Source organism: Chloroflexus sp., assembly GCF_056331925.1.
Window position 1 is genome coordinate 68,182 of sequence record NZ_JBWGQH010000016.1, and the last position, 23,280, is coordinate 91,461.

The window sequence follows — 23,280 nt, forward strand, 5'->3', positions numbered from 1 at the left end:
GCCTCACGATTGGCAGCGCAGCGGGTTCTGGGCCTGGGTAAACACCCGCTCGAATTCGGTCAGGTAGGCTGCGGCAAGCACCGGATCGTCGATGATCAGCAAGTTCTCGTCGTTCGTGCGTTCGGCGCGGGCCGTGAAGTTGTAGGAACCGGTGATCACAATTCGGTCATCGATGATAATTACCTTGTGGTGCATCGTGTAACAGTTACCGTCTGCGAGTACTTCGATGCCATTGTCACGGAGAAGGGCAAACTCAGAACCGGTACCATCGGCATTGCGTCGTTCAAACACGCCCTGTACCATAACCCCTGCCTGCCGGCGAGCAATCATTGCCCCGGCAATTGCGTCGCTAGTAAATGAAAAGGCCATAAAGCGCACTGAACGCCGTGCCCCATTGATTATCTCGACAATCCGTGCTGCCGGTCGCTCACGAGGGGTAAAGTAGTTTTCGATGGTCGCCTGCGGAGTGGTAATACGCGAAAAGGGAGTTACAGCCTGTTTACTGTTGCCAAAGCGTCCCGCTGCCATCTCGGCAAACTCGACACGATAATTCTCAACAAGGGAAGGTATTGTAATCCGCAACAGATTATTATTGTTGCGATACGTATCGTTGATGGTCGCATTCCACGAGCCGGTCCAAACGATTTGGTTATCGATAATAATGAATTTGCTATGGAGAAACGCTTGTGTATCTTCCCAGCTAATGGAAATACCGGCATCTTCCAGAATACCAGCGAATTTCGCATCAACCGGATCTTCAAGGCTCTCACGGTCGAGCGCTGCCCGTACTTTCACTCCACGACGGTGCGCCGTCGCGAGGGCTTCGGCCAATGGCTGCAAGGTATATTCAAACGTTGCCAGATCGATACTCTGACGCGCATTCGTTATATCTTGCAAAATATCTTGCAAAAATGGTGGTGTGACACGGTTTCGCGGCACATCGGGGTATACGAGGTATGGGGTGGTAAAATACACGGTAATCTCGCCGCTCCTATCAGGTTGAGGTGGCGTCTCAATCCCAAACGTGGTTGGGTCAAGCCCAAATCGTCGTAAGTCGATAATGCCGGCGGTGACCAGAAACCCGATCAGCAGCGTGAGAAACAGGACGATAATCTGAATGCGGTTGAGCCGTTGTGGAGAGCGTGACGATGGCTTGCGTGCCATGGAATCCTCAGGAAAGGTAATGTAACGAATCCGACGCCTTGTACAGTAACCACGGTTGGTTGACTGATTATCGTTTGATATGAGACAGCAGGGTGAGTGGTAAAGTTTCTAACCAACGGCGCCGATAGGCATGAGTTGATGGATGTGCTGATGGCAGGCTTGTGGGTTGATCAATCCCACTACCGAGGGTTGGCGGGGACGATGATGGGGCAGCCCGATGAGATGGGTTGGTCGGTAACAAACCGGCTAATGCCCGTTCGGCTGTTGCAATTGTCCCATCGGCACGCGCGGCCATTCGTACCGCCTGTCGCACTGCCTGGGCCACTGCTTCAGCCGCGGCTTCATCGGCTGCTGTGCGTGTCAAATCAGCGGCTTGCGCCGTTGCCCAACGCAAGAGTACTGCTGCCCGTTCATCATCGAGACCGGTAGTTAATCGCTCATCCTCTTGGATTGCCTCAACGGCCAACCGTTGTAGTGGTGTCAGGTTGTGCGTCATTGCGATCCTATCCTCTACAGACCTCAGAGGCGCGAACGCGGATCAAGTGCATCACGCAAGCCATCGCCGACAAAGTTAATACTCAGTACGGTCAGGAAGATCAAACCACCGGGAAAGAGCGCCAACCATGGCGCGGCCTGCAAATATTGGCTGCCGTCCGTTACCAACCGGCCCCATGTCGGTGTATCGGGTGGAAAGCCAACGCCAAGAAATGAGAGGGTGGATTCGGTAATAATCGCACTACCGACTTCGAGTGTTGCTGCCACAATAATTGGCCCGACTGCGTTGGGCAGGATATGACGAAACATAATCGCCGGGCGGCTTACACCGAGTGCGATTGCCGCTTCGACAAACTCCTTCTCTTTGAGCGAGAGGAACGAAGCGCGCACGATACGAGCCGTACTCATCCATGCCAGACACCCGATCACCGTCACCACAATCGTAAAGATACCGGCTTCGGGCGATCCCATCGCTTGAATCACCGGGTCGCGGAACAGATACACGACCAGGAGGGTGAGTGGAATAACCGGTAGGGAAAGAAAGAGGTCGGTGATCCGCATGAGGATCTGATCGACGATCCCACCAAAAAATCCTGCTGTAGCACCAATAATCGTTCCTAGTGAGATGGCAATTGCCATCGCCGTCAGACCAACCAGTAGCGACACTCTGCCCCCGTACAGAGCGCGGGCGAGCAGATCACGACCGAGATCATCGGTTCCGAAGGGATGAATGGCGCTAGGCGCAGAGAGAATATTGAGAAAGTCGAGGTGATCGATTGCCGTTTGCAAATCAACCCGATCTTGAATAAACGGCGAGCCGATAGCTTCAAGCTGGGCAGCCAAGCGTGGGATATATATGTATGGCCCAATAAACGACAATAAAGCGAGTGTCAGGAGAACGATCACACCGAGCATAGCCAACCGATGCTTACGAAAGCGTCGCCATGCGTCACTCAGCAATGTGCGCGGCTTAGCTGGCAGTCGACTCGTCATCTGTTGTGCGCGAGCGCTTGGTGTTAGCCCAACCGCACCGTTCATTTCTATTTCAGACATGGGTCATAACCCTTTCCGCACTTTGTTGTCAACAACAATTATGAATAGCGGACACGCGGATCGAGCACACCGTACAGAATATCGGCGATCAGATTAAAGATGACGGTGAGGATTGCGAAGATAAAGGTCAAAGCCATTACAACTGGTGTATCGGAATTGTTGATCGATGTAATTAGCAGTGCCCCAAGACCGTTAACTCGGAACAGATTCTCGGTAATGATCGCGCCGGCGAAGATCGTTGGAATACCGAGCGCAATCAATGTCACTACTGGGATCAGACTATTGACCAGCACATGACGCAGTACTACCATTCGGTCACTGAGGCCTTTCGCTCGCGCTGTGCGCACATAATCAAGCGTTAAGTTATCGAGCATCGACGAGCGCATAAAGCGAGTGAGAGCTGCTGTTTGCTGAACAACCAACACAGTCACCGGTAGCACCATCTGTCGTACCTGCTGGGTGAAGGTATCCCAATCAACAACTTGTAATGTTGTATTGTAAACAATAGGAAACCATTTCAAATTAATCGCAAATACCAAAATCAAGACCAGACCGGTAAAGAATGAAGGTACTGAAAACCCAATAAAGGCAAAAAAGGTAGCTATATTATCAAAAAGCGAATATTGTTTTACCGCCGAGATAATACCAATCGGGATTGCTAACATTACGGCAATAATGTACGCCGATCCGACTACTACTAAAGTTTGTGGCAAACGTTGCCAAATCAGATCGATTACCGGACCGCGTGTCCCAAACGAGAATCCCCAATCACCACGTAGCAATGAGGTGAGCCAACGCACGTAGCGTATTGGCCATGGCTGATCAAGGCCAAACTGAATGCGGATCAACTCGCGAGTCGATTCGGGAATGGCGGGATTAAGGGCAAATTGGGCTAATGGATCGCCGGGGGCAAGGGCAAGTACAGCAAAGATCACAAAACTGATAATTAAGAGGGTGGGAATCGCTATCAACAATCTTCGAATGATATATTGCAACATAGTAGATTGCCCCAGAGCGTAAACAAAGCATAACCATTATTTATCGAACCTGGCAGAGACGCAGGTTATGCGCCTCTGCCAGGCATCAGCAAATACTACCGCTTACGGAACGCGCCGCCACGTTGCGATGTTCCAAATACTGCTGTCGAACGTGTTGAAGGTTGGTCCTTCGAGGTTCTTCAGCTTCGCGTTGGGTGTGCGTCGGTTAATGAGCGGAATGACGGCCACGTCGTTGACCAGCAAATCATTCATTTGAATCGCCAGTTGTGCGCGGCGCTTTGGATCAAGCTCTTTCTTCAATTGCTCGAACAAGGCATCGTATTCGGGGTTGCAGTAGCGACCGTCGTTGTTGCCGTTCCATTGGTTGGCTGATGAAGCCCGCTCAGCGCAAATCCAGCCTTGCAGATACTTCTGTGGGTCAGGCGAGTCTGGGCCGTTGGTATACATTTGCAGATCGGCGTAAAACTTGTTCAATGTATCGGGATTGCCGGCATCGCCACCGAAGAAAACGGCAGCATCAATCGCCTTGACGTTAACTTGAATACCGATCTCGGCCAGATTCGACTTGATGATCGCCTGTTCGCCTTGCCGCAGGGTGTTGATGCTGGTCTGGAAGCTGACAATCAGCTTAATACCATTCTTCTCTCGCACCGACCCATTGAGCTTCCAACCGGCTTCCTCAAGGAGCCGCTTGGCTTCCTCAACATTGCGCTCGCAGGTGGTGTTGGGTGAATTAACGGCTGCCGGCACCACCAGAATGTTACACGTCGGTTCACCGGTCGGGCCGTAGAGCTGATCGGCAATCGCCTTACGGTCGATTGCTAGCGCGATTGCCTTCCGTACTGCAAGTTCAGTTAAGAATGGGTGAGGCTGATCAGGTTCGCTGCGCTTGTCACCCAAGGCAGGGTCAGGATTGGCGAAGTTGACTACAATGCGCTCAACACCAAACGAACCACCGGCAATCGCATCGCACTTCCCGGCAGCCAAGATCGGTTCGAGCACCGCCTTGGGAATCTGTAAGTTCCACGCAAAGTCGACCTCACCAGTCTCGCAGACTGCTCGCGCCGCCGAGGTGGCATCACCACCACCCTTAATCTCGACTTCGTCGAAGAAGACGTTATCGGCGTCGCGGAAGAAGGGGTTACGCTCGTAGATGACGGTGTCGCCGGGGCGGAACTCACGCAACTTCCACGCATTGGTACCAATCGGAGCCAGATTAGCAGCTTGGCACTCGGCACTCGTGCTGGCGGCGGCGCCGATGCAGTTGCCGAACTGCTTCTGCTGTAAGATCATTCCAAACGGGCCGACGAAGGCGATGTACGGATCGGCCGTCGGTTCTTTCCACGTGATCTTGATCGTCAGGTCATCAATCTTCTCGATATTCTCAATCGGATCAAAGGCCGCTTTGGTGGTGCATGCCGTGGCCGGGTCGGCGCAGTACTTCCACGTGAATATAATGTCTTCCACCGTGAAATCTGTGCCGTCCGACCATTTAAGACCCGGCTTGATCTTCCAGGTCACACTGGTGCCGTCGGCGGCAACACCTCCATTCTCAACAGTCGGAATTTCGGCGGCGAGGAAGGGTACTAGCTCGTCTTTTTCGTTGTAACGGGCAAGCGGTTCAAGTATGACGGTTGCGCCGTCGAAGTCTTTCGTACCGGTGGCAAGGTGTGGATTCAGGGTGGTTACTGCTTGCCAGTAGAGAATCGTCAGTTTGCCGCCCTTCTGTGGTGCCGGTGCGGCAGTTGGTTGCGGGGCAGCGGTTGGCTGTGGGGCAGCGGTTGGCTGTGGGGCAGCGGTTGGCTGTGGGGCAGTGGTTGCCTGCGCAGCCGGTGCAGTAGTAGGTTGGGTCTGCTGTTGACCTGCACCGCAGGCTGCCAAGATCATTGCCGCTACTGCCATGAGGGTCATCCATGCCCAAAGACGTTTGTGCGACACACGAACCTCCTCATTTCTAAAATGACGACCTGATTGATGACCAGAGTTGGCAGCAGCGTTGTTTGTGGGTGAGGATTATGATGCTTCATGATCTAGTAGTAGCCGTCGCATCGACCCACCAGACAGAGTATGGTCACACTCAACTAATGTAATCACGAAGGTATCTTACTCCTCACTGTGAACGCCGCCTAGCGACGTTGTAGTTGTAGACTATCTGTTACCTGGATCCGCTGCTTCCAACTCGACATCCGTTGGTTGGGTGGTTGGGCAGACGGGACACGACATTGTGTCCTTTCACCCATACCTAATGACTTTCACCAATGTTGGGTATGATGAAAGAGCGGCGATCTGCCACCGATCTATCCGCCCTGCGCTACACGGCACTACTGTGTACTGTCCACTACCATCATCTTTGATGTATCCGTTGACACACGTGCAGAATGCCTGAACAGTACCACAGGCTCAGCAAATTGTCAAGAAACTGAGTCATGTTGCCAGAGAATGCGTAATTATTCACGATGTGGCGCGACGGTAAGGGGTTTGCTCGACGTTGATCTACCTTCGTAGTCGTACTACTTGCACAATACACCGCATGCCCGGGCAATTTCGGTGATCAGCCAGCGGCTAACATAGATTTCCTGATCGCTCCGTTGTTGGGCGATACGCTCCATTATCAGATGGGTCGTAGAGATGCCATCTGAGCTGTGAATGGCGAGGAAGGCGTGGTCGGGGCCACGCCGCGCACGGTCGGTGATGATCGCGGCTGTTAGCCCAATGCCGAGCAAAGGCCATTCACCGCTACTCAGCGCTTGCGCACGTTGGTAGGCCCAGGTAGCCATCGCTTGCGCAGTCAACGCGCTGACTGCCGGCGCCGCAAGATTACCGGTGAGCTGGGCCAACGATGGGGGTGAATACGCATCAATTGCTTCGAGGATGGTGCGTGACGATCCGGCAATTGCGTGTAGCCAGGCAAGCCCCAAGCTGCCGGCGCCGGCAAAGGCGAGGACAAGCCGGTGTGGGGCGGCGTGAATAGCGGTGATCGGCTCGATGAGGTCTGGCGGTACGATCATTGAGCAATACTCCGGGTTAAAAGGCTTTGCCAAGCTGCGCAATCAACACTGTCGCCTGCTGGTAAACCGGCAGCAATGCGAAAAGCCTGCACGGCGGTAGCAGTAGTCGGGCCGAATAGACCATCAATGGGTCCGGGATCGAAGCCGAGAGCGGCGAGCCGCCCTTGGAGGTCGGCAACCGCCGGATCGAACTGACGGTGGTTGGCGGGTTGGGGTGAAATGGTCGCAAAGCCGTCACAAGGGCGGATGCTCAAGTCGGCTGTAGGTGTCCACGCAGCGGCAACACCGTTGGCGACGGTTGTGACAATCGGTAGGGTGGGATCGGTTGGTAACCAGATCAGGTTCGCTTGTTCGGCGAATTGAACCAAAGCACCGCGTACTTGTGGGTCCCACAAGACCAACAGCGGTTCGCCAAGTCGTTCAGGCCGTATTGGCGTTATGATGCCATCATTGCCGACACGTACCATCTGGGGGTGAAAAGGATAATCCCATTGATACGCTTGTACTGGTACCAGCTCGATAAAAGCATAGATGTCGCCATCCGCCATCCGTTGTGGTGCGCGCACGAGGGGGATGATCGTCTCGCTACTCGCTACTACCGGCGATTCGGTGCCATGCTCGACATCGATCCGATACAGACCGAAACGTAGATCAGGACCGGGTCCACCGCCAGCCACGGTCAATTCGTCTCCGTTAACACTCCATATCTCTTCTTCACAACAACTGAAGGCACGGACAACCCGATCGTCTGGCCCGATAATGACTGCTTCACCGCCGGGAATACCGATTTCCGGTCGCATCACGGCGTATAATAACAACCGCTGACCATCGGGAGACCATGACACCGGTATGTAGCGCCACGACGGGTTGGCGAAATCCGGTGTGACCGGTTCGGGATCATCGACCTGTAACAGTCGTGGTCGTCCGCCACGTAGCTCGCTAATGTAAACACCACTGGGCGCGTCTGTACCGAGCAGATCGGGGGTCGGATCGTCCAGGCGGTAGACAACACGCTGGCCGTCGGGCGAAATCCGCGGACGGCTAATGGTTTGCGCACCGATCACAACCCGGCGGCCCGCACCGTCGAGGGCTATCAAGTTATTTTCAGTTACGTAGACCAGTGTGCCGTTATTCGCAACGCTCAGTTCGCGCACCGGTTGCAGTTCGTAGGTGATCTGGGTGAGCTGTTGACCGTTGGGAGCGAGTCTCACGACCTGATCGTTCTGAATCAGATATACCGACGCCGGTAGGGTCGTCATCGGTGTTGCTGTTGGTTGGGCTGTCGTGGGCGTGATCGGTTGGGGGCGAGGTGTTCGAGTTGGCCGCTCTCCCGATGGTGTGGACGTAGACAACGGTACTGACGTGGGCGAAGCCGGTGTGCAGGACGTGAGGAGAATGACGGCTATCCACCAGATCAACCAGCGTTGTTTCATAAGGAGGCGCTCCTGGGCAACGGTCAGGGCGAACTTCAAGTATCATCATATCGTACACCGCTCTTGAGCGTCGGCGCCAGAAGGGAGATACAAGCGTGACAGTGACACAGTTTTCGATTGAGCACGTATTGGACACTCTCGAACATGAATTGACTAAATACACGCCCCCGTTGATCGATCAGATGGGTGAGGTCAGTCAAACGCCATTCCGGATTTTAATCGCGACTATTCTGAGTCTACGTACAAAAGATACGCTTACCGCAGTTGTAGCCCCTCGCTTATTCGCAGTTGCCGATACACCGGAAGCAATGCTCGCGCTGGGCGTTGATCGGATCGCCGAACTGATCTACCCGGTCGGGTTTTACCGCGTCAAAGCCCGGCAAATTGTTGCCATCTGCCAAATCCTCCTTGAAAAGTACGGCGGTGAAGTGCCGTCAGACCTCGATGAGTTGCTGAAACTGCCCGGTGTTGGGCGCAAAACGGCGAATCTGGTGATAACGGCTGGGTTTGGGCTGCCGGGGATTTGTGTTGATGTGCATGTGCATCGGATCTGTAATCGTTGGGGATATGTACAGACGCGCACACCAGAAGAGACAGAGATGGCACTGCGGGCGAAGCTGCCACAACGCTATTGGATTCCGATCAATCGGTTACTGGTGACGTTGGGGCAAAATATTTGTCATCCAACGTCACCACGTTGTAGTATCTGTCCGATCCGTGATCTCTGTCCGCGTATCGGTGTGACCCGTAGTCGGTAAGCTATTTTGCCGGCTATCCAGTCTATCGCTTCCGTAACGCCTCTAGCCGTTTCAGTGTCTCGATATGGCTCGCCTTGGTAATCGGGTAAAAGGCTGTGAGGATCATACCGCAGATTAGAATGAGGGTTGGCATCGGGCCGATCAGTAGACGGATTGCCAATAGCGCACTTTCGGGCTGCTGACCGGGCGGTAAGCTTTCATTAAAGCCGGCAAATTGCAGGGCCTGCCCGACCAAAAACAAACCGATGGCCAAGCCCATCTTCTGCAATAGTACCATAAAGCCGTAAAACATCCCCTCACGACGTTGACCGGTCTCGAGTTCATCAAGTTCAATGACGTCGGGCATCATACTCCATGGAATGAGATAGGCGGTAGCAACGCCGGCACCGGCAATCACTCCGAGGATAATGGCAAGGCTGATCTGCTCGGGTTGGAGGAAAAAGAGAAACGCTTGAACACCGATCCAGATGAGACTGCCGATCATGTAGACTGCTTTCTTGCCAACGCGACGACTAACAGCACTCCAGACAAAGAGAAACACGAGGGCCGATCCTTGCACGGCAAAGAGCATAACGGGAATGAGGTCGTTAGCACTCCCAAACGTGAGGCCAAAGGCTGTGGTTGGAAATTGTGGCACACTACCCAGCCAGAAGACGATAAAGAAGGTGAGCACGCTCGATGTGACCTGCACGGCTAGCCACGAAAACATATAGATACCAACCACAAAGAGAAAAGGACGATTTTTGAACACATAGCGGATCTGATCGAGCAAGCTCAGCTCTTCAGCACCCGGTTCGGGTTCGTACCGTTCGCGCGTTCCGAAGAAGCACCAGAGAAATGGGACGGCGATCAAGACGCCAACCACAGCTCCCGATACGAGATAACCGACTCGCTGATCGGCAAACTGGCCGACGATGATCTGGTGCAAAATACCGCCGAGAAGGCTTCCGCCAATGCTAAAGGCGAAGCGGTATGAATTGAGGGCAGTGCGTTCGTCGTAATCGCGGGTGAGTTCGGGGGTGAGCGCAGTGTACGGTACATTTACTACCGTGAAGGCGGTATCAAACAGCAGGGCGATGATGAGATAATAGATAAACTTCCCGGTCACATCAAATGGTGGTACTACCCATTGCAAAAAGAAGAGCAGGCCAAACGGTGCTGCGCCGAACAGTAACCACGGTCGGCGTCGTCCCCAACGTGTTTGGGTCTTATCGGTCAACCAACCGATAATAGGATCATTGACGGCATCCCAGATTTTGACGATCAGGAGGATCGTACCGGCAAGGCCGGGTGGTAAACCGGCAATCGTCGTGAGAAAGTAGAGTTGGAAGAACGAGGCGACAATGGTGGCAATAGCTGGGCCGAGATCACCGGCACCAAAGGCAAGACGAGTTGCCAGTGACAGGCGCTCAGCATTTGCCGACGTCGTGGCGGCCATAGAACGTTGCTCCTTTGGTGTATCATCAGATGAACGGTGTTCCTATTGTACCACTGCCGGCTTTGTAACACGCAATGGTAGGATTGCATTTGTGTGGGCAAAGTCGTACTTCTGCAGATTGAGGGTTTGATATGGCAGTGCTTGAGTTGTTGCGCATTAATCTGCTTTCACCAATGGTGTTAGCCTTCGCATTAGGCATTGTGGCGACACTTGTAGGCAGCGATCTGAAACTTCCTGATGAGTTGTATACCACGCTTTCGATCTACTTATTACTGGCGATTGGTTTGAAAGGAGGTATTGCGCTTGCCGAAACCAGTCTCGCTGTCTTTTGGGCGCCGGCTTTGGCGACGTTTCTGCTCGGCGTCATTATTCCGATCATCGCGTACATCGTTGCTCGGCGGATCGGCAAACTCAGTGTAGCCGACGCGGCTGCACTGGCGGCACACTATGGTTCGGTGTCGGCAGTGACGTTTGCCGCATCGCAGACGTTTCTCGATACCATCGGAATTCGTTATGAGGGCTTTATGCCGGCCTTGGTTGCCATTCTCGAGGTACCGGCTATTGTGATTTCTTTGCTCATTGCGCAGATGGCTGGTGGTCAGCAAGGTGGTGATTGGCAAAAAGCGGTTTACGAACTTATCACCAGTAAAAGTATCTTACTGCTAGTTGGTGGGATGATCATCGGTTGGCTAACCGGTCCAGGCGGAGGTAAAGAAGTGGCACCGTTGTTTCTTGATCTCTTCAAAGGAGCTTTGACCTTTTTCTTGCTTGAGCTTGGTATGGTCGCCGCACGGCGGTTTCGCGATTTGCCCAGTGCCGGTTTATTTCTGCTTGGGTTTGGTATTATTATGCCGATAGTCAATGGGCTGCTTGGTGTTTGGTTTGGGCATTGGGCCGGGTTGTCACTTGGTGGTAGTACGATTCTTGGCGTATTAGCGGCGAGTGCATCGTACATTGCGGCTCCGGCAGCGGTGCGTATTGCGTTGCCTCAAGCGAATCCGGGCTTCTATCTAACAGCAGCTCTTGGGATTACCTTTCCGTTTAATCTTGCGATAGGCTTGCCGTTGTATTACACCTTTGCGACATGGATTACCGGTGGGGTGTCAGGGTAGAAGGGGTTGTCAATGGAATTGACGACAATCAAATTGGTGACGATTATTACTGAGGCAATCCTCGAAGAGCGGATCTTACGCGAATTGCGTCAGTTAGGTGCTCGCGGCTATACCGTCGGTGAAGTGCGTGGTGAAGGTACCCGCGGCGTTCACGCCAGTGAGTGGGAAGGTAAGAGCTTGCGGATTGAGACATTGGTTGCGCCGGAAGTAGCCGAACAGATCTTGCAGCATCTGGCTACTACCTATTTTCCCTATTTCGCCGTGATTGCGTACATGATCGATGTGCAGGTGGTGCGGGGTGATAAGTTTCGTGGGTGATGATGAACGTGTGGAACGCAAAGTCGCAAAGGATGATACTGTATCCGGATGGGACGAATGAAGAAAGCTCGACGCCATCCGTGCTCATCCGTCCCATCCGTCGCATCCGTGTCCCGTTGCTAAAGTGCGAGCACACGGATGGAACGGATGGTGGATAATAGCTGGGTGCATGGCAATGCGATCTCCATACGTAACCCATTGTTCGTTTATCGTACCCGATCAAGCGCGATCTTCCACAGCGCTAAACCGAGTGTCTGAGGATCATGGCGGATGGTATCGGCTTTTTGCCACAGGTCACGATTGCCGGGATCAGGTTCGGCCAAATCACGCACCAGCGGCTCGACGCCGAGGGCACGAATCGCTTGTCGGTCGGCATCGGTCGGTAGGAGTGGATGCAGGTCGGAAGCTTGGTAGTGAGCAGCGACTGCCGGATGGAGGGCGTTCGCATCGTTAATTAACGCTACGTCAAGCACACCTGGGCCGAGGACTTCGACAAGACGGGCCACGTGGTCGGCTACGGTCATACCATCGGTCTGACCGGGTTGAGTTGTTGTGTTGCAAACAAATACGATGGTTGCTGGTGTGGTGCGGAGGGTCTCGACGACACCATCAAAGCAGAGGGTTGCTAGGAGCGATGTGTAGAAGCTACCGGGGCCGATTACGATCAGATCGGCGGTAGCCAGTGCGGTCAGCGCAGGCGAGTACGCTGCTGCCGGTGGGTCGAGGAAGAGGCGGCGAATCGGTGGTTTGCCAAGTGCCCGCACGGCAACCTCATCGGTGACGATGCGCCCGTCGGTCAACTCGGCACACAAACGGGTATTGGCCGTCGAAACGGGTAGAATGTGCTCTGGGCAACCCAACAACTCGCGTGCAGTCGCTGCTGCGGCGGCAATGTCTCCTTCCATCTGTACTAATCCGCCCAACATCAGATTCCCGATTGCCATTCCATCGAGAAGGGGAAAGGACGGGCTTTTGAGTCGGTATTGCATTAAGCGGGCAAGCGTTTGGTTTGGTGTGGCAGCTAATGTAGCCAGTACGTTACGTAGATCGCCGGGGGCCGGAATATCGGCGATCTGACGCGCAATACCAGTACTGCGCCCCGAATCGGTTACGGCAATGATCGCGGTACGTTCGGCGAAGAAGGGGCGGGTACCGAGTAGGGTCTGGGCACTACCGCTACCGCCACCAAGGGCAACCAGTCGTAAGGAGGGGAGATTTGTCATAGTATGGGTCCTTTGAAAGCTTGACAGTCAGAGCTAGAATGCGATATAAGATGAGCCAGGCTGGGCAGCTCAATCACAGTTTACGTACTAGCTTTGCGATAGAAGATGAACTCCTCAAATCCTTCGTACCGACGATGTGAGCGTTCGGTCTCTTTTACCAAAGCGAATCTCAATGGATTGGTATTCGGTCTGTTACCGGCGTTGTTGCTCGTAATAGGTTACGCTATTATTCATCACAATCTCGCAATTGTAGTTACATGGAAATTGTTGTTCGTCATGGTGATCGGGATCGTTGTTCACGAAGCGTTGCACGCAATCGGATGGTTGCTCGCCGGTCGAATATCGCTACGTGCCCTGCGGATTGGGTTTGACGTCAAGACGTTCACACCGTTTGCGCATGTGTCCCAACCATTACCGATTAACGCCTACCGCTTTGGCACACTCTTACCATGCATTGTACTCGGTATTGTGCCGGCGATCATCGGCATAATGACTCGCTGGCCGGAGGCAACTATTTTTGGTGCATTGTTTACGCTTGCCGCCGGCGGTGATCTGCTGATTCTCTGGCTCTTACGGCGTGATCCGGCCGAGGCCTTAGTCGTTGATTACCCCGATCGGGTCGGTTGCGAGGTGTGGTTACCGGCTAACAATTCTTGATAGAGGGTGAGCGTCTGTCGAGCCACGACCGGCCAATCGAATGTTGAGCGCACAATGCGCTCACTCTCTGCCCCCCATTCTGACCACTGTGCGCGGGCGGCTAAAGCTGCGCGGAGTTGGGCGGTGAGATCATCAATATCACCCGGTTTGACCAACAAGCCGTTACGTCCCGGAAAGACTTTATCGGGAATACCGCCGATGGCACTGGCGACCACCGGCCGGCGATGGATCATCGCCTCAAGCGTCACCAGCGAACTGCCTTCATAGCGGGTTGGGTGAACGAAGAGGTCGATCTCTTCATACAGACTATGCAGTTCTTCGTCACTCAGGCGTCCGACCAGTACGGTATGTTCGGCGATCCCTGCTTCACGGATTTGCTGTTCGAGCGCAGTGCGGGCCGATCCACTGCCGACCAGTAGCCAGCGCCAGTTGGGCGGCAATTCGTCTCGTAGGCGGGCTAGGGCGGCAATAAGCACATCAAACCCCTTATTGGGTTCGAGGCGTCCGACACTTAGCAAGATCGGGTTACCGCTGGTAAGGCCGAGACGAAAACGGAGGGCGGTACGAAGTTCGCTGCGTACCTGAGATAAACATTCGGCAACGTCGATAGCTGATGGGATGACCACAACTCGGGTCGGATCGACGCCGAGGTAGCGCGGCAAATCGTCCTTGGTGCATGAATCGGTTGCGATTGCGCGGTCGGCCTGACGATGGCCGTAGGCATAGAGGAAGCGAAACGGTGCATAAGCCAGCCATTTGACGCGGTCGGGGGTACGGAATTCTTCCATACCGTGTGGGTTGGCAACGAACGGCGTGGTCTGTAAACGGGGATCGCGGTGGCGGGCGGCGGCGTAGCCAAAAGCGCACAGCCCTTGCGTATGTACCACGTCGAAATCGCCATGTAGTACGTGCCGGGCGACCCGTCGCCCAACACGCCAACTGTAGATCGGAAAGTTGATCTGTCGACCGATCACACCATTTGGTGGGAGGATAGGTGAGGTATAGTCGTAGCGCAGGGTTTCAATCGCGTGCGGCCGCAGATCGCCCGGTGTCGCGTTAGGGGGTGGTGATTGGACGTATAGCGTGACGACAACTCCGAGTTGCGTCAGATATTTGGTGAGGTGATACACGTGGCGTTCAATGCCGCCATATCCGTGAAGGGGAAAAACAGCGCGAGCCACCATTGCCACCCGGATCGGATGGCCTGACTGTGGATGGGTAGCGTCCATGGCTGCGCGATCCTCCCGTATTGCTTATCGGCTCATCATGCTATATGGCATGCTGCTAACTGTCGCGATAATACCATAAAATGAGAAATTTTTCATATTGGCGGCGAACAAGCGGATGCTGCCTATTCACCGCGATGCGCGGATACTTCATTACGAGCGTAGCCTCAAGACTCCCTCAATTGAGTGATAGTGTTACATCTGTCGGAAGAGTGAGCCTCGTTGTGCCAAAGCCCATGCATTATTCGGATCGATTTCAATGGCGCGGGTCAGATCAAGATAAGCCTCTTCAAATATCTTTAGTGCCTGATAGGTAGCGCCACGCCGGCTGAGTACCCACGAATCATTTGGTTGCAATTCGAGGGCGCGGTTGAAATCTTCTAACGCTTCGTTGTACTGGTGCAGCAAGCGGTAGGTTTCACCCCGTTCGGCCAGAATCCATACCATGTCGGGTTTTTGCTCAAGTGCATTGTTGAAATCGGCGAGCGCCTCGTGATAACGATTGAGTGCCCGGTATATTTGCCCTCGGCTGCCAATAGCCCATGCATGATCGGGTTGAAGCTCAATCGCACGACTGAAATCGGTCAGCGCTTCATGGTAGCGACGGCGCAGACGGAGCAACTCACCTCGTTCGACGAGCGCACCGACGTGATTGGGGTTGAGTTCGAGGACGCGGCTAAAGTCGGCGAGTGCTTCATCGAGTCGGTCGAGGTTGCGGTACAAGAGACCGCGCTGCATATATACCCATTCATAAGCCGGATCAAGCTCAAGCGCACGATTGAAATCGGCCAATGCCGCTTCGGGATCACCGAGCGCACGGAAAGTGGCACCGCGACTCCCTAATGCCCATGCATATTGGGGATCAAGTTCGATTGCCCGGTTGAGATCAAGCAAGGCACTCTCAAAATCATCGGCCAGGCGACGTGTTTCACCGCGCTCGGCGTACAGCCACGCGATAGTATCTTGTAAGGCAATGGCCGCATCGAAATCGGCGATGGCTGCCGGATAGTTGCGGAGTTCACGGTAAGCAATGCCGCGATGACCTAACGCCCACACATAGTCCGGATCGATGTTTAACGCTTGGTTGAAGGCTTCAATTGCTTCATGGAGGCGACGTAATGCCCGCAAGGTTTCGCCACGTTCGGCATGCACCCATGCCAGCAGTGGGTTCAGCGCCAATGCTGCCTCGAAATCGGCAAGTGCCTCGTGATGACGGCGTAGTGCGCGCCATACTTGTCCGCGGCTTCCCAATGCCCATGGATATTCAGGTCGGAGTTCAATGGCGCGTGAGAAGGCGGTAAGAGCCTCTTCGTAACGGCGCATCAGGCGTAGCGTTTCGCCTCGTTCGGCGTGGTATGCTGCATCGTTCGGTTCTAGCTCACACGCTCGACGAAGATCGGCCAATGACTCCTCCATTCTTCCCAATTCGCGCAAGACTTGTCCGCGCTGGAAGTAGGCCCATGCATAATCTGGATCGATGGCGATGGCTCGATTGAAATCGGCCAGTGCTGCTTCACGCCGATCTTGATACAAGCTGTCAAGATTCATACTGCACCTTTTAGCTACGCTATTGGTTATTCTATGGATTGTTACGCAGTATGTAGTTTTTAGGTTACAGATACGATAGCAACGGCTTCGATGAGCATCCAGTTGGGAGTGAGAGTCGCGGTCGGTATCACTCGCGTCGGGTTGGACCGAGTAGACCGCCTAAACCAAGGGCCACAATCTCCCGTCGTCCTAATCGCTCGTTCGCCATCAATCGTGGCAAGATCAGATCAACAATGTTTTGGTCACGCGAACGTACACATCCGGGGGCGCCGATGATCGGAATTGTATCGTGTTCGTGCGGCAAATAGGCGAGCAAGAGCAGGTTACCCGGCTCTACCGGTGCGCCGTAATGGGTGATTTCGCCACCTAAGCGTCGTATAGCGCGCGGAATCACATCATCGCGATCAACCACCGAAGTTTCACCGGCGGTGATAATCAGATCGGCGCCGATAGTGAGGAGGGCTGCGAGGCTATCGGCAATTGCATACTCGTCAGGGATAGTGCGGCAACAGTCGATCATTGTTGCGCCCAAATCAGCAATCCGTCCGGCAATTGCCGGTAACATCCCGCGTTCTACCCGGGCCCGAGCAGCCTGACTACTCACCAACACAACTCCGATCCGCCGTCGCACGAGGGTCGCTACGTACAAGACACCGGTAGGCCCGACAGCGGCAGCAGCTTGTGCGAGATCGGCGGATGGTACGGCAAAGGGGATAATCTTGATCGTCGCCAACATCTGGCCGGGATGCACGAGTGTGGAGGGGGGTAAGGTAGCGACAGTCAGCCCGTCGATCATATTGATCGCAAAGAGAGATTCGGCATCGATCATGAGTGGACCATTGATCGCAGCCCGTACATTGACGCGCCCAGCGTGTGGTTCATCAATGATAATGCCCGGCCCGGCTACTATGTTCGCCAACTGTATTGCTGCTTCGTCTTCGTGAACATCGTCGGGGTTCAGGATAGCAACTCGTACCGCACTATAGCCAAGTTCGGCCAAGCGTGGCAGATCTTCGGCCCGTAACCGCCACCCCTTTCTAAACGCCTTACGCCCTTGCCCATCGGCCAAATTGTGGCAGAGAATATGCCCAACTGCTGCTGCCGGTGGCAAGGTTTCAATTCGCATAGTTGTACCTATAGGTTACATATGGTGCCTATTTAACTCATGGTACCATGTTCTCGGTAAGATTGAGTAAGGAGCATGCGACAACTATGCTAAAAAGTGCAACGATGCCCCGTGAGCGTGGTCTAGGTTATGCTTTGCTCGGTGGCCTAGCTATCACGATAATTGCTGCCTTAGTCGGTGTTACTTTCATTTATTGGTTTACGACCATCCAGCGAGGGCCAGCACCGGCAGAACTCTTACCGGCAGATGTGCAGCTCTATGCCAGTCTGTCGCCGACGCTGAGTGATGTACCGGAGCAACCGCGGATCGAGTTGGCGTTGAAAGAGGTGTTTGGCTTGTCGATGCCGGCTGATGCTGCGGCGAATGTGGCTGCCCTGCTAGGCGTGAAGCTTGATAGCGACGTGATTACGTGGGTTGGCAGTGATATTGCGATTGTCGTGCGTGATTTTACGCCGGTGACGCGCGACGTAGCCGCTGACTTGATCACGAACGGTGAGGTGATGATCTTTTTAGCCTCGCGTAACGATCCGCAGGCACGAATGTTTCTTGATAAACATTTGGAAGTGCGTCGTCTGCGTGGTGAGACATTTACCGAGCAGCGGGTTGGCGAGACGATCATCTACGTCGGCGAGATCGATAGTCCCCTGCGCGCAGTCGGCTTGATCGAACACTACATTGTCTTCGCCAACCGACCGGAACCCTTGCTCGATCTGGCAGCCGGTCCCGGTCGGCCAAACCGTCTTATCGATGTGCCGGCATATCAGCAGTTTCGCGAGACGATAGCTGCGGTGCGTTCGGGTGCCATCTATACCGATGGCTCACCGGTGTCGGAAGCAGCTCGGGCAGCGGTACGGGCGTGGTTGGTGCGGCTGTTGACGTCGCAGATCACACCGTAGCGGATAACATGGATACGACGGATGAGCATGGAATGCGTCATGCGTTTTCTCTATCCCGTCCGTGTGCTATCACTCTAGACAGTGCCCACGGATCGGACGGATGGGCGCGGATCGGGCTTTATCACCATCCGCGTTCCATCCGTCGCATTCGTGTCCCATAATGGTTCGATGCGAACTCTATTCACCGTCTTGCTTTTCCACGATCTGCACTTTACTACTAGATGGTGGCGGTGTTGGACGGCGGTTCCAATTCAACACCTGTCCGATCAGCGTCCACATACGCTGTTCAACTTGGGCTTCGCGCCCACGTAGCAATAGGCTTGCACCACCGAGGATGAGGATACCCGGCCAGACCAGATGGAAGAGTGAAAGCAGGGCCAGCCCTATGCCCCACAACAGCGCTTGCAACGCTTCATCGGTACGACCAAGGCTGCGCTGGCGACGGTAGATGACGATACCGCCACCGGCCAGCAGCGCAGCTGGTACGAGCCACCACAATTTGAAGATCGTTACGATCCCTAATGTAATAAGGATCAGACCGATCCAGCGGGTCTGTTCGTTTTGGAACGACATAGCAAACTCCTTACGCTAACGAGCTACTGTTTTCTGCGAGTAAGACGGTAGGTGGAGTGCAAAAGTTGCAGCAGGCTGTGGTACCATACAGTTTGTGAGCGGCTTTGCTGCTCTCCCCACGTTTTCACCGCAACACCGCGTGCAGCATGAGAGGTTCAGTGATGTCTACACCACGCAGCGCCGAGCGCGTTCGTCAGTTTGGCACGACTATCTTTGCCGAGATGAGTGCTCTTGCCGTTCAATGCGGTGCCGTGAATCTCGGTCAAGGCTTTCCTGATTTTGCCGGGCCAGAATGGGTGAAGCAAGCTGCAGCTGAAGCCATCGCTGCCGATGCGAACCAATACGCACCCTATATCGGTGTCCCCCGCTTGCGCGAGGCAATTGCAGCGACATGGCAAGCGCACGGCTGGCGCTCCATCGATCCTCAACGTGAAGTGACCGTCACGAGCGGTGCGACTGAAGCCCTCTTTGGTGCTGTGCAGGCGCTGATTAACCCCGGTGACGAGGTCATTCTGTTCGAGCCGTTCTACGATGCGTATCTGCCTGATGTCACGATGGCCGGTGGGATACCGCGGTTTGTGCGGTTACATCCACCAACATCCGGCCAGTCGGGCTGGTGGTTCGATCTGGCAGAATTGCAGGCAGCGTTCTCGCCACGTACCCGTCTCTTGATGCTCAACACGCCGCATAACCCGACCGGCAAGGTCTTTCGTCGTGATGAACTCGAGCAGATTGCTGAACTGTGCCAACGATACGATGTGATTGTGGTGTCTGACGAGGTGTACGATCAACTGGTTTTTGCCGGAGCCGAGCACATTCCAATTGCGACTCTGTCGGGGATGTGGGAGCGGACGCTCACGATCAATAGTCTAGGCAAAACGTTTAGTCTTACCGGTTGGAAGATTGGGTATGCGGTTGGCTCTGCTGAGCTAAACACTGCACTGCGCGCTGCTCACCAATGGATTACGTTTGCTACTGCAACGCCATTGCAATATGCTGCTGCTGCCGCGCTAGAAGGAGCATTGCACAACGGGTATTACGATCAATTTCGTGCTGAATATACCGCACGCTATCATCTGCTTGCCGAGATTTTGGAGAGCGTTGGATTACCAGTTTTACCAACCGAAGGTAGTTATTTCTTGATGGCCGACATCTCAGCGACCGGATTTCACGACGATGTTGCCTTTTGCCGGTATTTGACCCAAGAGGTTGGGGTGGCTGCGATCCCACCATCGGCATTCTATGCTCGCCAGCACGATTTGCCGTTGTTGGCGCGGTTTTGTTTTGCCAAGCGTGACGAGACCCTGCGCGCTGCGCAACAGCGATTGTTGGCGTGGCGGCAGCGGAATCGTTGAGATTGGTTGGTATGGTATCGTGTTCAACGGCGACACGACAATAGACTAGAAAGTGAGAAGCCTTTGATGGAGTCCAGGTTACAAGAACTTCGTGCCCGTCTCCTCGAGATCGACGATATTAACAGTGCTGCCGCAGTGTTGGGGTGGGATCAGAGTACGTATATGCCACCTGGTGGTGCTGCGGCACGCGCACGCCAACTGGCGACCCTCTCGCGGTTGGCTCACGTGCGGAGCACCGATCCGGCGTTGGGTGCTCTGTTGGCCGAATTGATGCCGTATGCTGAACAATTGCCCTACGACCATCCCGATGCCGCACTGATTAGGGTAGCCCATCGCAACTACGAGCGTATGACCCGAATTCCGGTGGAGCTGGCAAGTGAGATCGCTTCGCATACTGCTGCGAGCTATCAGGCATGGACGCAGGCGCGACCGGCGAATGATTTTGCCACGATGTTGCCCTATCTCGAGCGAACGCTTGAGCTGAGTCGACGAGTTGCCGATTGTTTCCCCGGCTATGATCATCCCGCCGATCCGCTGATCGACTTTAGCGACTACGGGATGCGGGCATCTGAGATTCGCGATCTTTTTGCTCGACTGCGTGCCGAGCTGACCCCGATCATTCGCGCAATTGTGGCCCAGCCGCCAATTGACGATTCGTGTCTGCGCAAGTATTACCCGCGCAACGATCAACTGGCTTTTGGTGAGCAGATCATTCGTTGTTTTGGGTATGATTTCGAGCGCGGTCGGCAGGATTTAACCCATCATCCGTTTGCTACGAAGTTTTCGATTGGCGATGTGCGGATTACCACCCGCATCAACGAGCACGATCTCGGAGATGGGTTGTTTAGCACTCTGCACGAGTCGGGTCATGCGATGTATGAGCAGGGGATCGATCCGGCGTTTGAAGGGACACCGCTCTGCAATGGTGTTTCGGCGGGTGTTCACGAGAGTCAATCGCGTTTGTGGGAAAATCTGATCGGTCGTTCTCGGCCATTCTGGGAATATTTTTACCCTGAATTACAACAGACCTTCCCGCAGCAGTTAGGGAATGTTTCGCTCGACGAGTTCTATCGAGCGATTAACCGCGTGCAACCGTCGCTCATCCGTACCGATGCCGATGAAGTGACATACAATCTCCACGTGATGATCCGGTTTGATCTCGAGTTAGCGTTGCTCGAAGGCAGTCTGAAGCTCACCGATCTGCCTGAAGCGTGGAATGCTCGCTATGCGGAAGATTTGGGGGTTGTCGTCCCCGATTACCGTGATGGCGTGTTGCAGGATGTGCATTGGTTTGGTGGATTGATCGGTGGTGCGTTTCAGGGCTATACCATTGGTAATATCCTGAGCGCGCAATTTCTTGCCGCGGCGCGGTCTGCTCACCCCGAAATCGATGCTGAGATCGGACAGGGTGAGTTTGCGACGTTGCATGGATGGTTGCGGGAGCATATCTACCGTCACGGCAGTGTCTTTACGCCTGCGGAGTTGATCGAGCGGGCAACCGGTCGGTCAATGCAGATCGAGCCGTACCTCCAATACCTACGGCAGAAGTATTCGGCCATTTACGGGATCGAGTTATAGAAGCCGGTCAGTAGCGATACAGGGGCTACACTTGCTACGCCAGGCGAGAGGTAGCCCCTGTTTAACGAATGGTGTAGGCACTGAGTATGCTCCTCTCGCCGAGTATTTGGCTTTGGTTTTGAAAACTCGCCTGTGCCCGCTCGATAAATGCGCGTGCCTCTTGGAAACGAAGCGCAGCCCGGTTGGCATTGGCAACATCATACGTGCTGTAGAACTCAAGAATAGCGTCGAGACCGGCTAGTTCGAATTCGAGACCACGTCGGTAATCTTCGTGAGCTGGGGTTAGCACTCCCGGTACTCGTAGTTCGCCGAGGTTGGCTAACGCTTGCGCCACTGCGGCGCGCAGACGTTGCGTTGCAGCCACATGGTTGATCGATGCGCCACCGGGCTGTCCTGTCTCTTGGCGGTAGGTGTCGGTCGCTTTCCGCAGTTCGGCGCGAATTGTGTCGATGGCAGTTAGATACGATACCGTTAGACTCTCGACTACAGCGAGTGGTTCGGCCTCAAGTTCAGGGACAGGCGTGGGAGTGGCGAATGGCAGTACTGGGTCGTTTGTGATGGTAAAGGTTTGATCCTGTTCAGCGGCGAGGGCGGCAAGAGTTTGCTCGCGTGCTGCGCGGACGCTCTGGTGGAGCAAGAGGGCGACTGTCAGCAAGACGATTGGCAGTAGCCAGAGCACTACACGCACGCGCGAGGTTTCATGGCGCTGCCAGCGCCATTGTAACCACCAGTCGCGATTCGGCGAGGCGGTAGCTTGCTCTGCAGGGGTTGCTACCGGCGTCGATTCGGCTGTAAGAGCGGTAAGGTCTGCTACCTGACGCGCAGTTGTTGTCCCTTGACGGGCAAGGTAGGCCAGGCCACGGTGGGCGTGCGGATTGTGAGGATTGATCCGTAAAACAGCGTGCAAGCAAAACGCACGTTGTTCTGGATCGTCAACAACTTCGCTCAACCACAACCATGCCCGTTCGTCGCGCGGGTCGAGCTTGAGGGCGCGGGCTAAGAGGCCGGCTGCGACGCGACGTTGCCCGCCGCGGGCTGCCGCAATGCCGCGCTCAACAAGTTCACGTGCTTCGGTTGGATTGGCTCGTACTCCGGGTTCACCTGCGGTGGTTGTCATAGAACGGTTTTGGTGTGTGTTGACAGTATATGTCGATCCTTAGAGATTATCCCATGATGCCGTTGGACGACTGGTACCGGTAGCGGCGGGTGTCGGGCCAGGGTAGCGGCGCACACCGTGCCAGTGGCGGCGCACACCGTGCCAGTGGCGGCGCACACCGTGCCAGTGGCGGCGCACACCGTGCCAGTGGCGGCGCACACCGTG

21 protein-coding genes are annotated in these 23,280 nt (G+C 54.7%); 7 read left to right on the forward strand and 14 right to left on the reverse strand.

The window, feature by feature from the left end; translation table 11 throughout:
• Nucleotides 1-3: 3 nt before the first annotated feature.
• The 7 genes from AC01ZF_RS10045 to AC01ZF_RS10075 all read right to left on the reverse strand — a co-directional run bounded on the left by AC01ZF_RS10045 (nt 4) and on the right by AC01ZF_RS10075 (nt 8,151).
• The gene (locus tag AC01ZF_RS10045; RefSeq protein ID WP_424676280.1) at nt 4-1,164 is read right to left on the reverse strand and encodes a phospholipase D-like domain-containing protein; all 1,161 of its coding nucleotides are present in this window, start codon (nt 1,162-1,164) and stop codon (nt 4-6) included.
• Nucleotides 1,165-1,231: 67 nt separating this feature from the next.
• Nucleotides 1,232-1,660 (reverse strand): hypothetical protein, encoded by a 429-nt coding sequence (locus tag AC01ZF_RS10050; RefSeq protein ID WP_424676281.1) that lies wholly within the window; start codon nt 1,658-1,660, stop codon nt 1,232-1,234.
• A gap of 23 nt (nt 1,661-1,683) precedes the next feature.
• Nucleotides 1,684-2,712, reverse strand: a complete 1,029-nt coding sequence (locus tag AC01ZF_RS10055) for an ABC transporter permease (RefSeq protein WP_424676282.1) — start codon at nt 2,710-2,712, stop codon at nt 1,684-1,686.
• 38 nt (nt 2,713-2,750) lie between these two features.
• On the reverse strand, nt 2,751-3,710 hold the full coding sequence (locus AC01ZF_RS10060; protein ID WP_424676283.1) for an ABC transporter permease: 960 nt from the start codon (nt 3,708-3,710) through the stop codon (nt 2,751-2,753).
• Between the two features lie 102 nt (nt 3,711-3,812).
• Nucleotides 3,813-5,621 carry a peptide ABC transporter substrate-binding protein gene (locus AC01ZF_RS10065; RefSeq protein WP_476575336.1) on the reverse strand — a complete coding sequence of 603 codons (1,809 nt, stop codon included), beginning with the start codon at nt 5,619-5,621 and terminating at the stop codon, nt 3,813-3,815.
• 599 nt (nt 5,622-6,220) lie between these two features.
• A complete protein-coding gene (locus AC01ZF_RS10070) occupies nt 6,221-6,718 on the reverse strand; it encodes a hypothetical protein (RefSeq protein ID WP_424676284.1) in 498 nt (165 codons plus the stop codon).
• The gene (locus AC01ZF_RS10075) at nt 6,715-8,151 is read right to left on the reverse strand and encodes a peptidoglycan-binding protein (protein WP_428111810.1); all 1,437 of its coding nucleotides are present in this window, start codon (nt 8,149-8,151) and stop codon (nt 6,715-6,717) included. Before AC01ZF_RS10075 ends, AC01ZF_RS10070 begins: the two co-directional genes overlap by 4 nt.
• 95 nt (nt 8,152-8,246) lie before the next feature.
• On the opposite strand from AC01ZF_RS10075, the gene AC01ZF_RS10080 reads away from it, so the two are divergent.
• The gene (locus tag AC01ZF_RS10080; RefSeq protein ID WP_424676286.1) at nt 8,247-8,909 is read left to right on the forward strand and encodes an endonuclease III domain-containing protein; all 663 of its coding nucleotides are present in this window, start codon (nt 8,247-8,249) and stop codon (nt 8,907-8,909) included.
• Nucleotides 8,910-8,931: 22 nt separating this feature from the next.
• On the opposite strand, the gene AC01ZF_RS10085 is transcribed toward AC01ZF_RS10080, so the two are convergent.
• The gene (locus AC01ZF_RS10085; RefSeq protein WP_424676287.1) at nt 8,932-10,347 is read right to left on the reverse strand and encodes an MFS transporter; all 1,416 of its coding nucleotides are present in this window, start codon (nt 10,345-10,347) and stop codon (nt 8,932-8,934) included.
• 131 nt (nt 10,348-10,478) lie between these two features.
• On the opposite strand from AC01ZF_RS10085, the gene AC01ZF_RS10090 reads away from it, so the two are divergent.
• On the forward strand, nt 10,479-11,459 hold the full coding sequence (locus AC01ZF_RS10090; protein ID WP_428111814.1) for a sodium-dependent bicarbonate transport family permease: 981 nt from the start codon (nt 10,479-10,481) through the stop codon (nt 11,457-11,459).
• 12 nt (nt 11,460-11,471) lie between these two features.
• Nucleotides 11,472-11,777, forward strand: coding sequence for a P-II family nitrogen regulator (locus AC01ZF_RS10095; protein ID WP_424676289.1), 306 nt, complete (start codon nt 11,472-11,474; stop codon nt 11,775-11,777).
• 206 nt (nt 11,778-11,983) lie between these two features.
• Here AC01ZF_RS10095 and AC01ZF_RS10100 read toward each other — a convergent pair whose 3' ends face one another.
• Nucleotides 11,984-13,000, reverse strand: a complete 1,017-nt coding sequence (locus AC01ZF_RS10100; RefSeq protein ID WP_424676290.1) for a gluconeogenesis factor YvcK family protein — start codon at nt 12,998-13,000, stop codon at nt 11,984-11,986.
• Between the two features lie 105 nt (nt 13,001-13,105).
• Here AC01ZF_RS10100 and AC01ZF_RS10105 point away from each other — a divergent pair, with 105 nt between their 5' ends.
• Nucleotides 13,106-13,657: a DUF3267 domain-containing protein gene (locus tag AC01ZF_RS10105; RefSeq protein WP_424676291.1), complete on the forward strand. Its 552-nt coding sequence runs from the start codon at nt 13,106-13,108 to the stop codon at nt 13,655-13,657.
• Here the strand turns inward: AC01ZF_RS10105 and AC01ZF_RS10110 are convergent.
• The 3 genes from AC01ZF_RS10110 to AC01ZF_RS10120 all read right to left on the reverse strand — a co-directional run bounded on the left by AC01ZF_RS10110 (nt 13,606) and on the right by AC01ZF_RS10120 (nt 17,557).
• Nucleotides 13,606-14,886, reverse strand: coding sequence for a glycosyltransferase family 4 protein (locus AC01ZF_RS10110; RefSeq protein WP_424676292.1), 1,281 nt, complete (start codon nt 14,884-14,886; stop codon nt 13,606-13,608). The two genes, AC01ZF_RS10105 and AC01ZF_RS10110, sit on opposite strands and share 52 nt — an antisense overlap.
• Nucleotides 14,887-15,078: 192 nt before the next feature.
• Nucleotides 15,079-16,431: a tetratricopeptide repeat protein gene (locus AC01ZF_RS10115; protein WP_476575334.1), complete on the reverse strand. Its 1,353-nt coding sequence runs from the start codon at nt 16,429-16,431 to the stop codon at nt 15,079-15,081.
• A 127-nt stretch (nt 16,432-16,558) separates the two neighbouring features.
• Nucleotides 16,559-17,557 carry a molybdopterin-binding protein gene (locus AC01ZF_RS10120; RefSeq protein ID WP_424676294.1) on the reverse strand — a complete coding sequence of 333 codons (999 nt, stop codon included), beginning with the start codon at nt 17,555-17,557 and terminating at the stop codon, nt 16,559-16,561.
• Between the two features lie 86 nt (nt 17,558-17,643).
• On the opposite strand from AC01ZF_RS10120, the gene AC01ZF_RS10125 reads away from it, so the two are divergent.
• Entirely contained in the window at nt 17,644-18,453 is an 810-nt protein-coding gene (locus tag AC01ZF_RS10125) for a hypothetical protein (RefSeq protein ID WP_424676295.1), read from the forward strand.
• Nucleotides 18,454-18,630: 177 nt separating this feature from the next.
• Here AC01ZF_RS10125 and AC01ZF_RS10130 read toward each other — a convergent pair whose 3' ends face one another.
• Entirely contained in the window at nt 18,631-19,026 is a 396-nt protein-coding gene (locus tag AC01ZF_RS10130; protein WP_428111822.1) for a hypothetical protein, read from the reverse strand.
• Nucleotides 19,027-19,187: 161 nt separating this feature from the next.
• Here AC01ZF_RS10130 and AC01ZF_RS10135 point away from each other — a divergent pair, with 161 nt between their 5' ends.
• Both AC01ZF_RS10135 and AC01ZF_RS10140 read left to right on the forward strand, forming a co-directional pair.
• Nucleotides 19,188-20,381, forward strand: coding sequence for a methionine aminotransferase (locus AC01ZF_RS10135; RefSeq protein ID WP_424676297.1), 1,194 nt, complete (start codon nt 19,188-19,190; stop codon nt 20,379-20,381).
• Between the two features lie 66 nt (nt 20,382-20,447).
• A complete protein-coding gene (locus tag AC01ZF_RS10140; protein ID WP_424676298.1) occupies nt 20,448-21,959 on the forward strand; it encodes a carboxypeptidase M32 in 1,512 nt (503 codons plus the stop codon).
• Nucleotides 21,960-22,020: 61 nt separating this feature from the next.
• Here the strand turns inward: AC01ZF_RS10140 and AC01ZF_RS10145 are convergent, their stop codons facing one another.
• Nucleotides 22,021-23,076 carry a hypothetical protein gene (locus AC01ZF_RS10145; RefSeq protein ID WP_424676299.1) on the reverse strand — a complete coding sequence of 352 codons (1,056 nt, stop codon included), beginning with the start codon at nt 23,074-23,076 and terminating at the stop codon, nt 22,021-22,023.
• Nucleotides 23,077-23,280: the final 204 nt, after the last annotated feature.